The organism is Paenibacillus sp. 8b26 (assembly GCF_050626875.1).
Classification (GTDB): Bacteria; Bacillota; Bacilli; order Paenibacillales; family Paenibacillaceae; genus Paenibacillus.
Genome location: NZ_CP192445.1, coordinates 1,900,630 through 1,915,302 on the forward strand (window position 1 = coordinate 1,900,630; position 14,673 = coordinate 1,915,302).

Annotated in this window: 17 protein-coding genes and 1 pseudogene; 7 read left to right on the forward strand and 11 right to left on the reverse strand. The window is 46.7% G+C overall.

Annotated elements, in window-relative coordinates; translation table 11 throughout:
• Positions 1 to 74: 74 nt before the first annotated feature.
• The gene (locus ACQ4MX_RS08590; protein ID WP_431090130.1) at positions 75 to 920 is read right to left on the reverse strand and encodes a TrmB family transcriptional regulator; all 846 of its coding nucleotides are present in this window, start codon (positions 918 to 920) and stop codon (positions 75 to 77) included.
• Positions 921 to 1,079: 159 nt separating this feature from the next.
• On the opposite strand from ACQ4MX_RS08590, the gene ACQ4MX_RS08595 reads away from it, so the two are divergent.
• The 3 genes from ACQ4MX_RS08595 to ACQ4MX_RS08605 all read left to right on the forward strand — a co-directional run bounded on the left by ACQ4MX_RS08595 (position 1,080) and on the right by ACQ4MX_RS08605 (position 2,575).
• On the forward strand, positions 1,080 to 1,982 hold the full coding sequence (locus ACQ4MX_RS08595; RefSeq protein WP_431090131.1) for a DMT family transporter: 903 nt from the start codon (positions 1,080 to 1,082) through the stop codon (positions 1,980 to 1,982).
• Positions 1,983 to 2,063: 81 nt separating this feature from the next.
• Positions 2,064 to 2,180, forward strand: coding sequence for a TetR/AcrR family transcriptional regulator (locus ACQ4MX_RS08600; protein ID WP_431091281.1), 117 nt, complete (start codon positions 2,064 to 2,066; stop codon positions 2,178 to 2,180).
• A 110-nt stretch (positions 2,181 to 2,290) separates the two neighbouring features.
• Positions 2,291 to 2,575 (forward strand): hypothetical protein, encoded by a 285-nt coding sequence (locus ACQ4MX_RS08605; RefSeq protein ID WP_431090132.1) that lies wholly within the window; start codon positions 2,291 to 2,293, stop codon positions 2,573 to 2,575.
• Positions 2,576 to 2,712: 137 nt separating this feature from the next.
• Here the strand turns inward: ACQ4MX_RS08605 and ACQ4MX_RS08610 are convergent, their stop codons facing one another.
• A complete protein-coding gene (locus ACQ4MX_RS08610) occupies positions 2,713 to 2,892 on the reverse strand; it encodes an aspartyl-phosphate phosphatase Spo0E family protein (RefSeq protein WP_192510202.1) in 180 nt (59 codons plus the stop codon).
• 166 nt (positions 2,893 to 3,058) lie between these two features.
• Positions 3,059 to 4,291: an MFS transporter gene (locus ACQ4MX_RS08615; protein ID WP_431090134.1), complete on the reverse strand. Its 1,233-nt coding sequence runs from the start codon at positions 4,289 to 4,291 to the stop codon at positions 3,059 to 3,061.
• A gap of 131 nt (positions 4,292 to 4,422) precedes the next feature.
• Here ACQ4MX_RS08615 and ACQ4MX_RS08620 point away from each other — a divergent pair, with 131 nt between their 5' ends.
• Positions 4,423 to 4,680 (forward strand): YqkE family protein, encoded by a 258-nt coding sequence (locus tag ACQ4MX_RS08620; RefSeq protein ID WP_137061726.1) that lies wholly within the window; start codon positions 4,423 to 4,425, stop codon positions 4,678 to 4,680.
• Positions 4,681 to 4,724: 44 nt separating this feature from the next.
• Here ACQ4MX_RS08620 and ACQ4MX_RS08625 read toward each other — a convergent pair whose 3' ends face one another.
• Entirely contained in the window at positions 4,725 to 4,895 is a 171-nt protein-coding gene (locus ACQ4MX_RS08625; protein WP_170970780.1) for a hypothetical protein, read from the reverse strand.
• Positions 4,896 to 5,011: 116 nt separating this feature from the next.
• On the opposite strand from ACQ4MX_RS08625, the gene ACQ4MX_RS08630 reads away from it, so the two are divergent.
• Positions 5,012 to 5,689, forward strand: a complete 678-nt coding sequence (locus tag ACQ4MX_RS08630; RefSeq protein WP_149096097.1) for a peptidylprolyl isomerase — start codon at positions 5,012 to 5,014, stop codon at positions 5,687 to 5,689.
• 243 nt (positions 5,690 to 5,932) lie between these two features.
• Here the strand turns inward: ACQ4MX_RS08630 and ACQ4MX_RS08635 are convergent, their stop codons facing one another.
• Together ACQ4MX_RS08635 and ACQ4MX_RS08640 are read right to left on the reverse strand one after the other, a co-directional pair.
• On the reverse strand, positions 5,933 to 6,604 hold the full coding sequence (locus ACQ4MX_RS08635; RefSeq protein ID WP_149096096.1) for an MgtC/SapB family protein: 672 nt from the start codon (positions 6,602 to 6,604) through the stop codon (positions 5,933 to 5,935).
• A 55-nt stretch (positions 6,605 to 6,659) separates the two neighbouring features.
• On the reverse strand, positions 6,660 to 8,093 hold the full coding sequence (locus ACQ4MX_RS08640; RefSeq protein ID WP_431090135.1) for an N-acyl-D-glucosamine 2-epimerase: 1,434 nt from the start codon (positions 8,091 to 8,093) through the stop codon (positions 6,660 to 6,662).
• 190 nt (positions 8,094 to 8,283) lie between these two features.
• Between ACQ4MX_RS08640 and ACQ4MX_RS08645 the strand changes: the two are divergent.
• Positions 8,284 to 8,728 (forward strand): annotated as a pseudogene (locus tag ACQ4MX_RS08645) (SDR family NAD(P)-dependent oxidoreductase); the annotation flags it as partial.
• A gap of 47 nt (positions 8,729 to 8,775) precedes the next feature.
• Here the strand turns inward: ACQ4MX_RS08645 and ACQ4MX_RS08650 are convergent.
• Complete coding sequence (locus ACQ4MX_RS08650) at positions 8,776 to 9,588, reverse strand: TIGR02206 family membrane protein (RefSeq protein WP_431090136.1); 813 nt, start codon at positions 9,586 to 9,588, stop codon at positions 8,776 to 8,778.
• A 103-nt stretch (positions 9,589 to 9,691) separates the two neighbouring features.
• On the opposite strand from ACQ4MX_RS08650, the gene ACQ4MX_RS08655 reads away from it, so the two are divergent.
• On the forward strand, positions 9,692 to 9,904 hold the full coding sequence (locus tag ACQ4MX_RS08655; RefSeq protein WP_025686491.1) for a hypothetical protein: 213 nt from the start codon (positions 9,692 to 9,694) through the stop codon (positions 9,902 to 9,904).
• Positions 9,905 to 9,983: 79 nt separating this feature from the next.
• On the opposite strand, the gene ACQ4MX_RS08660 is transcribed toward ACQ4MX_RS08655, so the two are convergent.
• From ACQ4MX_RS08660 to ACQ4MX_RS08675, 4 genes are all read right to left on the reverse strand, one after another.
• Positions 9,984 to 11,255 carry a methyl-accepting chemotaxis protein gene (locus tag ACQ4MX_RS08660; RefSeq protein ID WP_431090137.1) on the reverse strand — a complete coding sequence of 424 codons (1,272 nt, stop codon included), beginning with the start codon at positions 11,253 to 11,255 and terminating at the stop codon, positions 9,984 to 9,986.
• 260 nt (positions 11,256 to 11,515) lie between these two features.
• Positions 11,516 to 12,859 (reverse strand): hemolysin family protein, encoded by a 1,344-nt coding sequence (locus tag ACQ4MX_RS08665; protein WP_431091282.1) that lies wholly within the window; start codon positions 12,857 to 12,859, stop codon positions 11,516 to 11,518.
• A gap of 140 nt (positions 12,860 to 12,999) precedes the next feature.
• The gene (locus tag ACQ4MX_RS08670; RefSeq protein WP_431090138.1) at positions 13,000 to 13,668 is read right to left on the reverse strand and encodes an SGNH/GDSL hydrolase family protein; all 669 of its coding nucleotides are present in this window, start codon (positions 13,666 to 13,668) and stop codon (positions 13,000 to 13,002) included.
• 226 nt (positions 13,669 to 13,894) lie between these two features.
• Positions 13,895 to 14,494: a hypothetical protein gene (locus ACQ4MX_RS08675; protein ID WP_431090140.1), complete on the reverse strand. Its 600-nt coding sequence runs from the start codon at positions 14,492 to 14,494 to the stop codon at positions 13,895 to 13,897.
• Positions 14,495 to 14,673 lie beyond the last annotated feature (179 nt).

Below are 14,673 nucleotides of genomic sequence, written 5' to 3' on the forward strand. Positions count from 1 at the left end.
TCCATTGAAAAAGGCTCATGGAATTAACACTCCATGGGCCTTTATTTATGCATTTTGGACCAGCGCATACTCGTCTAAGCCTTCTTTTCAGGTAAAGGGACATAATATCCTTTGCCATTCGGACCCATCGCGAATTTATTGCGAAGATGGTTAAGATTAGGGCCGAATTTGGCTTCCAACTCTTCACGAAACTCATACATGATTTCCATAATATAAACATCATGAATAATCACTTCCGTGATCGGCATCACAAGCCCCGGATGCATCGTCCATGCAGCACGGCTGTCATCCCCGAGCGAAAGTATACCGGCTACAACCTCCCGGTCATCTACGCTCAGTACAATCCACCGTCCCCCAATTTCGGACGTAATTTCCTCACTCATATCATGGTGATAAATGGTGGCGAAATCAAATTTAAGATCTCCGTACGCTACAATGAAAATCTCAATGCCTTCCCGGGCGACTTGCTCTAAAGCAGCTCTGAACACCTCGGCATCCTCTTTCCAAATTTCCATTAAGATTCGGTGTTTGGCTCCCTTAATCCCTTCATTGATGCGACTTATAATGGCTTCATAACCCGATATATTCCAAATATTCTCTCTGTTTTGGGACGATGCTGTATACTGCTCCAATGTCTCTTGCGCTACATTAAAAATCTGCTCTGCTTTGCGTTTTCTCTGGGCAATCAATTCATGGGGCGGGAGTGGTACATATAGCGGTGTATTATCCTGACTGACCATAATGTCCCCACGGTTAACCATCCCTGATAAAACCTCATAAATTTTAGATCTTGGCACGCCGGAATTCAATGACACAGCGTATCCCGAAAGTGGAGAGCTTTCCAACAAGGTCACATAAGCTTTAGCTTCATATTCCGTAAAATTCAAATCCCGCAGAATTTCTAACACATTTGGTTTCATGACGCATTCTCCTCAAATTCATGTTCAACCTTACTATATCACTTCCCCTTGACAAAAACCGATATACGCACTATCTTTTTATGAGTAGTTACTAAAGTAGCTACTAAAGTAGCTACCAGTATTTCATTTGATATGAGATCATGTCAGGGAGGATTTCACTTGAACAAAGTCATAGCTATCAGCAGCAACAGCAATCGCATCTACTACAGCGCTACGATTCTGGCTCTGCTGATTTGGAGCACATCGTTTATCGCCACAAAAGCAGCGTATACCACGTTCCCCCCTCTTACGTTGGGACTATCCAGATTTATGATAGCCTCTGCCGTGTTGGGTATTGTTTTGCTTATAAGAAAGGAATTTGTCAAAATTAAGCCAAAGGACTTAGCTATGATTGCATTTAGCGGTGTTTTGGGAATCACTCTTTATTTTTCGATGGAGAATATAGGAGTAAGCCTGACTACAGCTTCCAACGCAGCACTGATTGTCGCCTCCTATCCCGCGATTACATCGCTGCTTGAACTCATGATATATAAAGTGAAACTGTCCAAATATAAAATTATCGGCATTGTACTGGCTATGATCGGGGTATATTTTTTGACTTCGGTAGGCGGAAGCTCGAATGGAAAGAATGAACTGATCGGAAATTTAATATTGATTGGAACTGGTTTTGCGTGGGCATTTTATACTTTCATGACACGCAAGGTTGTGGACAAATACCCGCCCGTGACTTTATCTTTTTATCAAACTATTGCAGGCAGCATCTTCTTTATACCTCTGGCACTCATTGAAAAAGATAGCTGGCAAGCTCCGACAACGGGATCGTTTATGTTGTTAATATATCTGGGCGTGTTCTGTTCCGTTATCGCATTTTTGCTTTACAATTACGGATTAATCAAGCTGTCACCGAGCAGCTCCGTTTCCTTAATGAACCTGGTACCCATATTCGGGGTATTATTCTCTGTTCTATTGTTGCAGGAAACCATTTCATGGCGACAAATCATTGGCGGTTTGGTCGTTATCCTAGGTGTCCTACTCAGTGCACAGCAACCAAGCAGCAAATAGCACAGTAGTATTCATGCTCTTTGTTCATCTTTTGCTAGGGTTAAGAATATGTATCCTTAAAACAAAAAGAAGCGATTTCGTATTCAGCAGAAAACCTTTACTAAGATTACAGTAACCGATATTATCAATGAGGCGAAAATTAATCGTTCAACTTTTTACAAGTATTATAAGGATAAATACGATTTGAGAGAGTTATAGTAAAATCCACTTTAGAGGAGCTTTCTAATAACATAAAGCTAAACTTTCTCAAATTAAAGTACAATAAAATTGATACCTCTAGAAGTTCATTTGTCCAACAGTTACAATTCATGTATGACCATAAAGAATGGTATCTTACATTATGGAACCGCAACACGGAGTTATATGTTTTTGAGGATATGCAGCAATTGTTTGAAGAAAAAATGAGAGAGTGTCTTTATGAAAATGGAGACTCACCGTGTCCTAAATATGAACTGTCTACGCGTTTATTTGCGACATCTGCAATGACCACAGTTAAATGGTGGTATGAATATGGACTACAATTTTCTGTAAATGAGGTTGTAGATTTTATAATAGATAATATTACGAACGGTATGTATCGTGCTTTTTTGTGAATTTTGCAGGGGGTATCGTAAAGGAGGTAAAGGTAACGCTATTTCCGAATACTAAGACTTTAACTAAAATATATAACGATGTGCCACAATAAAAGGGCGAGTGACCTTACCATGTTTCTCGCCCAGGTCGGTTGCATTCATGCAGTCGGCTTTTTTTCTTTCACATAGAAATGGCGGTTATATTGATTAATGAGCTTGTCCAGAATCATAGATTGTCTGAGCACGCTGGAGTGACTGAAACCATGTTTTGCTTGCAAAACATAAAGCTTTTGTCGAGCTTTCTCCAACCGTTGTCGCAAAATGTCGTCCCTTATCATTATATAACCCTCCTTGTCGTATCCTTAGTTTAGAGGGTTATGAATAAGTTTACTAAAAGTAAAGGTTTGGGATAATTATCTATTATCAAACAAAAAAAGACCCGCTGAAAGAGCAGGTCTGCAATTAAATATGTTCATGCACATCGAACCGTTGTTTACAATACACCTATCCGGCAGGACGAACATCCCGATCCGTTGTGTTATTTGGGGCAGAGGCGTGGAAAACTCCCCTTCCCTTCACCCATAGCAGCAACGCCGCAACCAGCAACATTCCACCGTTCAACACAAAGATCCAGCGGATCGGTATCCAGCTACCAAGCAAGCCGCCAATGAGCGGCCCTGCCATCATCGCCAGTTGCGTCGCTGACTGATTCAAGCTAAAGGCTCGTCCGCGAAACTCCGGTTTGGTAACCTCCACAGTCATCGCATTAATAGCCGGAACGACAGACGCATAAAACAATCCGTAACCGAACCGAAGCGCACCAAAGCCAATAAAATTCGATACAAAAAATTGCAAAATATTGCCGATTCCCGAACCAATCAGCCCGATCAGTAGCACTTGTGCAAATCCAATCCTGCCACCAATCCGTCCCCAGCGGGGAGCCATCAGCACAGCCGCAATACCTACAGCTGAGAATACAATTCCGGAGCTTAAAGACGCTCGGCTACGGTCAATTCCCATTTCCAGAACATACACCGTAATCAGCGGCTCCAGGATCATGATGGAAAAGGTACTCAATCCAGCCAGTATGAGCAAAAAATACAACGGCCGATTAGCAATAGCTTCCTTGAGATCATCACGGACATGCGAGCGGGTACTGGTTCCCTTGAAGTTGTCCTCTCTAGCGGCAAAGGTCGCAATTAGCGCAGAGACCAGCACAAGCCCCGCAGAAAATAGAAAGGTATTTCGATTGCCGTAATAATGGCTTACCACTCCGCCAATCAACGGACCTATGATGCTGCCCGTCGCCCCGGAGGTTGCCATAATGCCGAGTGCATAACCCGTTTTATCCTCAGGCGAACCCGTTCCGACCAATGCGATGGCGGCAGGAATAAACCCGGAGAGCAGACCCTGAAACAGCCGTACCCCTACGAACACATACGGATCAGTCACAAAGGCACATATCAAATACAATACAGCCAGACTAAAACCTGAACGAATCAGCATCGGCTTCCGTCCATACTTATCTGCGAGCGAACCCCAAAACGGGGCAATCAGCGCACTGGCTAAAAAGGTAACCCCAAAGGCGATCCCAGCCCACAGCTCCAGATGATCGGTCACACCCATTTCCGTATTCAGAAAAATAGGTAAAAACGGAATAGATACGGAATAGGCCATGCTGCAAAAAAATACACCGATCCACAAAACGACCAGGTTTCGCTTCCAATATAGATGCATGATGCTACACGTCCCTTCTCCTCATTCCATTATTAACCTCTAAATTTGAATTGTCCACAGCAAACCTTACTCTTCAGCCGTGGAACAACCATGCAGAAGCTGATATAATCGAATGGAATGGAGTTGATGACATGGCTAAAAAAAGAAATTCGTCTTCCCCCACTCCTGCGGCTCAGGACAAACCTGCAACGTTAAAGGATCTGTTGAGTCAGGACGTGCTGAATAAGCTCAAGGCTCAGGCCAATGAAGCCCAGGCAGAGCAGGATAAACGTAAGGAAGACGAACGGCAGCGTGCCCTCGAAGCAAAAAAAGCAGAACAGAAGAAGCTGGACAACAACTTCGAGCATCTGCTGAATAACAGCAATCTGGACTGGCACAAATATAAATAAGCCAAAACCATCCCGGTTTTGGCCTATCTCCACGCTTGATTATATTATAGCCAGTCACGGATGTGTTGTACCGAATATAGCACCCCTACCCAAACCGGCAGACTGAACGCCATACCCCATATGAGACCTTTAGCCAGCTTTTTGTCTACCTCCACCATGATTCTGCCCCTTTCCTTGGGAATAGCAGCAGTATGGGCCAAGAATACGGAATTCAAACCCGTATTTCCTTATCCCCACAAAAAAAGGTATGATAGAAAACGGAAAAGTGCTCTGCGCTGTCCCAAACTATAATTTAGGATTTTACACATCTAACCTTTTAGGAGGAATACAAATGATCCGAAAAACGATACGTCCCTGGTATATGCTGTGCCTGCTGGCTACCATGCTCGTGCTGGTTGCTGGATGCGGCACAAAAGCGACAGATGTTGAAGCCGCAAGCCGGACAAGCAGTACAACCCCTGCCGCGACTAAAGACAAAAGCAAACCTGTTTCCCATCCTGTCGTCACGATTGTCATGAACGACGGTAAAAAGATTAAACTTGAGCTGTACCCGGAAGTAGCACCGAACACGGTTAACAATTTCATTTCCCTGGTGCAAAAGGGCGCTTACAACGGTACGATCTTTCATCGTGTCATCCCCGGCTTCATGATTCAGGGCGGTGACCCGCAGGGTAACGGTACAGGCGGCCCCGGCTACAGCATCAAAGGCGAGTTCAAGAGCAACGGTGTCAATAACACGCTCAAGCACACGCGCGGCGTACTATCCATGGCCCGCTCAGCGGATCTGGATTCAGCCGGATCGCAATTTTTCATCATGGTTGCCGATGCGGATTACCTTGACGGTCAATACGCTGCTTTCGGCAAAGTAACGTCTGGATTGGACGTGGTGGATGCCATCGTGAACTCCAAGCGTGACAGCAATGATAAACCGATCAAACCAGCTACGATGAAAAAAGTAACCGTGGACACGCTGGGTAAGAAATATCCCGCTCCAGTCAAAGTAAAGTAAGATCTTATCGGCCCTGTGCATATGCATGGGGTCGTTTTTCATGTTATACCATGTTATACAAAGATATTTAGCTTGCTCCACAGTAATGTTTACTTGGTGCTGCCTCTGTGATGTAGTAAGAGTATATACACAAAAGGAAGCGTTTTCAATCATTATTTTTAAAGCTTTTTTACTGTTTCAAGGACCCGTCAACGTTCGACAAAAGAGGCACTGAAAGACATACTGTATGAACAGTACAGCCGTCTAATTAGATTTGGTCTCTACCGAACGAATACCCTCCATCTCTTGAAGCAACGACAACAGCTCCTCCGCTCCCTCTGACCGGGACAGCTTTAAAACCATATGAATAATCAACTGCTCGCCGTTATTGATGCGCTCGGCGTGAAAGCTGTGAATAGTCAGCTTCTTGTGCTCCAGCAGTTCTTTAATCCGATTCAGTACGCCCGGCTCATTTTCGACCTGGACAATCACTTGCCGCGTAGACGGAGTAGCAAGCTGATAAAAACGGCTATGGAGCAAGGACTGTGCTGCCAAAATAAAAAGGGTTACCCCTGCGCCAAGCCCGTACATACCAGCACCCACGGCAATACCAATCCCGGCGGTAGTCCAAATACCTGCGGCAGTGGTCAGACCTTTGATTCTATTTTTTTGTGTAAAAATCATCCCTGCGCCGATAAATCCGACTCCGCTAATGACCTGTGCTGCTATTCTGGAAGGGTCCAGCGACAGGTTCGACCAAGCTGTTTGATCCTGAAAACCGTATTTGGATACTACCATCATGAGTGACGCGCCGATACCGACAATGAAATGCGTGCGAATGCCCGCCTCCTTCATCCGACTTTTGCGTTCATAGCCGATTAACGCGCCGCACAAGCCAGCGAACATAACGCGAATCAAATAATCCCAATCCCACATACTCTTGTTCACTCCACTACATTTTATTTCTTGAACAGATGTTATTACCCAAATTTTAAAGAACTTGCACTTCATGCTCCGGCAGATTGTGATGTGCCTTCCTTCCCTTGAGCAGCCATAGCTCCGGTGTATCCTGTACCCCTTCAAGTCTCAGGCTGAACGCCCTCGGCGGCAGATTACATATACGTAGCAGTAGACGGTTACCGTCAGCCGCTGCATCCACAAGCTCTAATGGCCTCAATGAATCGTTCCCGTCTGTGCGAATCAGATCACCCGTTACACCAGTCGAACTCTCCCGGCTCCAGACACGCAGCTCATTCACAGACGGCGTGGCAATCCGCTTGCTAAAAGAAACGACTACCTCATCTGCGGTCGATCTTTCCGCACGGAGCGGGATGGGCGGCTCATCGTACATATAGCCGCCCAGATGGTATTCGTAGGCGGTCCAGGTGTTATAGCCGCCCTCCAGGGCGGTAGCCCCAAACCGCCGGGTCCATTCGCGGTCCCGAACCATACTCGCGAGTGAACCGATATCCGCCTGCACCCCGAGGGGCAGATTCGGATAAACGGCACGTACCGCCTGCGATATGCGGGCGTAGCCGCCAATATAATGCGGCGGCAGGCGGCGGCGCATCCAGTCCGGCCAATGGGTCTGGAGCACATGCATATCCGGGGCTACGCACCCGATCATCGCTACCGCGTCCAGACCCTGCCATTCCCGTAGCTGGCCGGGGACATCGCCGCATCCGTTCACGGCCAGCGACCACGTCGCCACGCAGATGTCCGGCCGGACATCACGCACGCCGCCTGCGCCATTCACCAGCTCGCCGATCAGCGCGTTCACGGCGTCCACGCGCAGATCGACCCACTGCGCGTACAGCTTCGGGACCTTCCGGTAGTAATTTCGCGCATGCTTGTCGCGGAATTCCGGAATGTCCTCGCCGCTGCGCTCGCGGAAGGCCCGCCGGGCATGCGGCCCGATATCCCCGTACACTCCACTGCGCAGCCCGTTCCATTCGGGGAAATAAGGCTCCGCCACCTCGAACCCGTCGAACGGAATGTCGGTGACCAGCCGGGCAGCGGCTTTCTTTTTCCACTCCACATACTCCTGTGCAAAATGCGAAAGCCGCTGAAACCCGTCATTCGGTTCGCGCAGCAGTTCCATGCGCCATCCCTTCCACTCTGGCGGCAACTGTGACACGCCAAAGGAACCATTGCCAAGCACCATCGCCCATACCGCGATTTCCCTGCGTTGAAAGGCGGCAACGAGCGCCCCATCTACTTCATTTTCACGCACAACAAAATAATGAACGGTCCGGTAGCCTGCAAGGGCGATTTCATCGGCTATACTGTCCCGCGAACGGTTCGCGTAATAGGGAAACAACGGATCTATTTGAATACTGGGGCCGCTCAACGCCCACGGCTTTATTTTTCTGGTCAGTGCTATAGATTCTGTTGGTTGTGTCCCGTCATTTCTGTTATAGCTCAATTGAATCCACCTCCGTTCCCCGTCTTCTTCGCTATATGCTCCTGCTGGTTCGCCTATGTTACCATACTTCGCAAATTCCGTGAGATGCAGACTTACAGACGGAAATGCAGCACATACTGTTTCACCATCATCAATCAGAGGTATTGGAATAACGAGTCAGGTTAGCTTATGAGCGGAGGAGGAATAGTCAATGGCAGAGCAGAGATTACAAGGAAAGATAGCGGTGGTCAGTGGTGGAGGTTCAGGCATCGGCAAGGCAGCCGCGATTTGGTTTGCAGAGCAAGGTGCCAAGGTGGTTATGCTGGATCGCACGCCCAAGCACGCAGATAAACATCAATTTACGGGGCACCTTTGCCACTGTTAAATATGCCGTTCCTTACCTGAAAGAACGCGGCGGCAGCATTATCATTACCAGCTCTATCAACGGTAACCGGACCTTTTCGGGTATTGGGTTCTCCGCCTACGCTTCGTCCAAGGCGGCTCAGGTTGCTTTTATGAAAATGGCGGCGCTGGAGCTGGCACGTTACAAAATTCGGGTCAACGCCATCTGTCCAGGTGCCATCGACACCGAAATTGATGACAATACGTATCCATCAGAAGACTTGAAGAAGGTACAAATTCCAGGCCTTATCCCTGGTTATCATACTTGCGGAAAAGGCTACTTTGGCTTTTTGATGCCTTCTCAACGCAGTGTTTTCTCAGTGCTATGATCTTCCCCAAGACGTTCAGCTCTGTGCACAGCTCCTCTGCGAAAGCGGGCATACAGCCTGCCTCCAGGCAGCACCTCGAACAGCAACATCATAAGAGAAAAGAATAAGAGTGCAATGACCTCTTCTGCCAAAATATACAGCGGATATGGTCCCAAAACATCCAATATCGACGGTGTTGACGGCTTTCCGGCAAGAAACATATAGTTTGCTCCGAGTACATCATCTACGGGCCAAACGATCAGCGCCAAGCCATTGAGGAAAAGCATTGCTCCCCCAACGCCCTTCCACGTCGGTTTCAGCCCTTCGATCCATGTCATGTACAAGGCAGCCAATATAATGGCACTATGAGCCACAAAAAAATGAATAAAACGATAGTGCGGAAAAGCGTATGCCAAATTAGGCGTGAGTACCGCTTGAAGAGCTCCTCCAATTCCGGCAAAAAGTATGATCGGATACAGCCAGCGGCTACGGAAAATCAGCAGCAGAATCGACAGCAGCAGCGTCACACTGCACAGCTCCAGCGGCAATGATGTCTGAGCATCCCAAATGTGCTGCGTCACATACCATATATTCAGAGTTACCTCGGACAAAATGAGTATGGTAACCAAGAGCCAGCGAATCCCCTCACTTAACAGCTTATGCGACTGAATCAGGCCCCGAGTCAGCCAAAGCAGTAAAGCACATAAAATAAGCCCTAGTACAGCCACCCAATGTGACGAAGTAAAAGCCTCGAATCCTTCCGGTGCAGCAGCATCGAACCAGGACCATGACCACGGCTTGTTCATCAAAAGCCCCCTTCTATCCTTTTCCTCTTTCCCTGCATCCTATTTTATACCAAAAAATCAAATGTGTTATGATAAAAGATATCATATTCAAAGGAGACCCCTCATGCCCATTAATCGCCGTTTGATCACAGATCAGGACTTCACCGAGGCGTTGGAACGTCATCTTCGTGTCCGCATATTTCAGGATGACCAGTTGATTGGTTCGGGCGGAGTCATTATCCGTTTTGACGATCAAACTATAGTCGTGCAATCCAGTGTCAGTGATCTGGCCTACCATCCCAGAAAGCAATGTGAGTTTTTTGAAATTAAAAAATAACCGCTACACACCGGGGAACCATCTTGCTTCGTTTTCCGGTGTATAGCGGCTACATTTGCTTTTTCTGACACGTTACGTTCTACAACTGCATTCCACGAGTTTTCATCATGAGCTTGTTCGTAAGCACTTTCAAGTCCTCGGAAGAAGACGAAATTTCCTGCATAATAGCTGTTTCCTCATGAGCGGCTGTATAAATCTTGTGCGCACCTTCCGAGAAGGCCCCTGACATTTGCTGAATACGATTGATCTGCTCGAAAGTTTGATCTACTCGATTCGTCTGCTCTGTCACAGCTTCTTCCATTAAGCGAATACCTTCAACAAATTCACGCACAATCGAGTTCAAACGACTCAACGTCTGATCCACCGAGCTTGTCCGTTCCGCCTCAGCGCTGACCAGTGATGTTTGCTGGTGCATTAATTGTACCGTTTCCACAATTTGTGACTGCACACGGCTAACGATGGCATTGATTTGCTGCACCGATTCCGTGCTTTGTGAAGCCAATGCGCGAATCTGGTGAGCGACTACGGCAAATCCGTTACCTTCTTCTCCGGCACGTGCGGCTTCAATGGAGGCGTTCAGCGCCAGCAAATGAGTTTGTTCGGCGATATCCTTGACGGTGCTTGTAATCGCTTCAATTTGTGAAGCTTCTTTTTCCAGTCGTGCAATGACCTGCTGCGAACGACTATGCGAAGCAGTCAGCTCCCCCATTCCCTCCATCAGGGATGAAAATACCGTCTGCGTCGAATCGACCGAATGCTCCATGTGGCCTGACAGCTCCAGCATATGGCCCGATTTGCTGCGCATCATTTTAAAATCGCCCAACATTCGATCCGCTGTTTCAATAGATTGGACAGACGCATCCCTTTGCTGCTCTACGCCTTCCAAAATATCCTCCACCACCGAAGTCATGGACTCAATCTGTGTCGTAGCCTGTACAATAGCCGAACTAAGGTTTTCCGCATTTTGCGAAGTCGCTCTTGAGCTATACGATATCTCGTTAAACATATCCTTGATGTTTAGCATCATACTCCGGAATGCATCATAAAGCACCTTGATTTCGTCATCTGAACGACGATCAGGAATGACTACGGACAGATTCCCTGCCGAGGCTTCCTCTGCCGCCTTTGCCAGTCTAACAATCGGACGTGTGAGAAATTTGGAGATCAACCACCCCAAAATGCCACTCCACAGAACACCCATTAACAGAATGATTGAGATATACAGCCATTCCTGTGTACCTTGAGCAAGCCAGTCCTTGAGTACAAAAATAAAAAAAGCGCTTGTTCCATAGGTTATTGCAGAAATAGCGACAAATGCAGCAACCATTTTCGTACCTAGTGACATTTTCATGTAATGTAGCCCACCCCAAAAAACTCAAATTTGATTCCATTTTACCATATAATTGCTACAATTCTAGTAGTATTTTTCACAGACAACCTTATTTATGAGTATAAAGATAGAGAGACTTTAGGCCCTCTACCTTAACAGCCAAAATAACATGTATTGGGCATCAGCGTACATCAAAAAGAGGGACGAACCGCACTGCTGCTTGCTTTACAGGCCATTCGTCACCTATTAAACCATTGATTTGCAGACACTCAACTATTCCATCATTCGGAATTATTGTCATTTTCCTGTTCACCAGCTGTTTTTTTGACTGCTTCAATTGTGTCTATTTGGTGACTGTTTTTTTCCAGTACGGTAAACTCCCATAAACCTACAGTCATACTCTCTCCCTGTCGGATATCAAAATGCTCTGAAAGCATCCAGCCGCCAATCGTATATACGTCCCCGGCCTCAATATCCGTCTCCAAACGCCGATTGACTTCATGAATGAGCGCTTGCGATTTGAGTATGTAACGATGATCATCTGTTTTTGTAATGAGAGGGGTTAGCGCCGCAGGGGTTTCAGTATCGGTATAGGAAGGAATGTCCCCTACAATCTCCTCCATAATATCCTCCAGTGTGACCAGTCCGGATGTGCCGCCATATTCGTCCACCAGCACTGCCACGGGAATACGCCGCTTTTGCATCTGAATCAGCAGGTCCCGGGCCTGAATGGTTTCAATCACCTGAAGCACCGGATGAATATAGGAAGCCATCGTGGTATTCCCTGTGCTGTGCCCTCGGGCCAAATCATGCAGCGCTTCCTTCACACGGATCATCCCGATGATCCGATCCCGATCCCCGTTTTCCGCTACAGGCAGAAAATTATAGACCTTGTCCTCGATCAGCTCCATAAACTCTGTCACCGTTGCCAGATGAGAAATAGAGCGGATATGGATACGCGGTACCATAATCTCTTGCGCCGCACGGTCGTCAAAATCAAATACATTGTTCAGGTAGCGATATTCTGTCGGTGTAATTTCACCACTGCGGTATCCTTCGGATAATGCCAAACGCAGCTCCGCCTCACTGAGAGCCGCATCTTCCTCGGAAACCTTTTTCAGCCCGAAAAGTCCCGTAATGACACGCGAGGAACGGCTAAGTACCCAGTTCAGCGGATACGTCATTTTATAGAAGATCGTAATGGGGCGGGCAAAAAACAAAGCCATCGGTTCGGCAATCTGTATGGCGAATGTTTTGGGCACCAGCTCCCCGATAACCACCTCGAAATACGTCAAAATCAGAAAAGCCAGCAAAAAGGATAATACCCCCGTGAGTCCGGCCGGAATATGCGCCAGCACAAACAGCGGATGCAGCAGCCTTTCAACCGTAGATTCCCCGAGCCAGCCTAACGCCATCGAGGTTAACGTGGTCCCTAGCTGACAAGCAGATAAATACTCATCCAGTCGGGACAAAATATTTTTGACAGCTTTGGCATTTTTATTCCCTTCGGATGCAAGCTGATTGATACGGGATACCCGTACGCGAATAATGGAATACTCGGATGCAACGAAAAACGCAGTTAACGCAATCAGTAAAATGACCAGGATGATATTCACAGTTTCCACAGCCCTCTCTTGCCCCGCCATAAGAAGCAAGAAGCCCCCCCTTATGACGTTCATTTTTGGATGGACAGATCCTATAAGTCATTATGTCCATAATCGTGTATTACCCAAAAATGACAAGGAGTAGACTATGGTTGACCAAGTTAGCGAATCGCCAGCGGACTCTTTTGCACGATATCTATCCATTGATCCGCTATCAACTGGTGCCCAACCGCTGTCGGATGAACCCCGTCATGCAGCCAATAGGAGGCATCCGCCTTGGTAGCAGCCTCATTCAGCAGGCTTTGGAGCGGCACAAATACGGCCCCAAATTCGTCCGCAAGCTGACGCGTAAGCTGCTGATAGCCCGTTATTTTTTCCTGCCAAATGTCCCATCGTGCCTCGGTAGCTCCTGTTTTCAAAATAAACGGCTCACACAGCACTAGCCCGGTATCAGGCAGCACTTCACGCGTTTCCGCCAAAATGTGGCGATAGGCTCGTTCAAATCGGTCCGTCACCCCGGACGGCTCCTGCTCCACAATCCGCCAGGCATCGTTCACTCCAATCAGAATACTGAGCAGGTCCGGCTTCAGGCTAAACGTGTCCTCATTCCAGCGTGCATACAAATCCGAAGCCCGATCCCCCGAAATCCCCCGGTTCACAAATTCTGGTTGCGTAGCAGTCAAACGGCTCCCCAATGCACCTGCGATCAGATACACATAGCTCTGACCCAGCCAATGGTTCGCGTCCTCATTCCGTCCTCTTCCTCCATCTGTTATGGAATCCCCCTGAAAAAGAATACGTGTGCGTCCTGTGTTAGTGCTGCTAATCATATTCCACATTCCCTCCTTAACCTTTTCCAATAATATCCTTATTATACCTTGTATTTCTCAGATTAGAAAGCGGTTTCAAAACTTGAGAGAATTGTAGATTTGCCATGTGATCTGAGTAATGATTCATCACGTTTAAATGAGTAATAAAAACAAGTATGCTATGTAAAATTAAAATGTATCTACTCCACATAAAACAGTAGCCCCGTCAAAATGACGGGGCTACTTATTAGAAGTCTACCTCAAATTGTTTAAGCTTTTCCCTAGCGCGATCTTTATCTTCTTGAGTTAACGGAGTGATTTCCCCATGAATAAAATTTGTCGGTAATGATGAACGATTCGCCTCTCCAAAAGGTATGATACTATCAAGAGCACCACTTACTCTCCCTTTTTTCAACTTCCCATCAAACTGTAACAAGTTTTTCATGATATCAACTCCTTCCAAGTATCCTTCAGGATTCAATAAGTCCTGTTGGTACGTAATAATATGTGGTAAACAACAGGCACCATTCTGATTCTTTACATCCAAGGCCAACCTAAAATCTTCAGCAAGTTGCTCTATAGCAACATTAATTTGCCAAGGAGCATCCCCTTCATTAAAGGATACAATTCTTTTGGAGAAATTGTCAAGGTAGCCATATTCATCAAGCCAATCATAAACATCCAAGGTGTTTTTAATGCCCATATTACCCCAAGCACGAAATGTTAGAATATGGCCGTACTCATGTATTATACTTGCTGCAACTCGTTCTCCGGTATTTAGTTTAGATATTTCACTTTCCCATCTTTCTGCCAATTCTTTTGAGATACTCTTCATTGATTGCAACATATGTATCCCATCCAAGTGGTAAGAAGAATCTTTCATTATCCTTGTGGCTGTGTGATCAGGAACTAAATAGATAGCCCTTCTGTCAGGATCGCGATCTGTAAATGCTGTTTCAGCTGGTCTACCGCGTTTTGAAACAGTAAATGGAAGGTTATAAATCAATTCATCAATTACTAATCCTC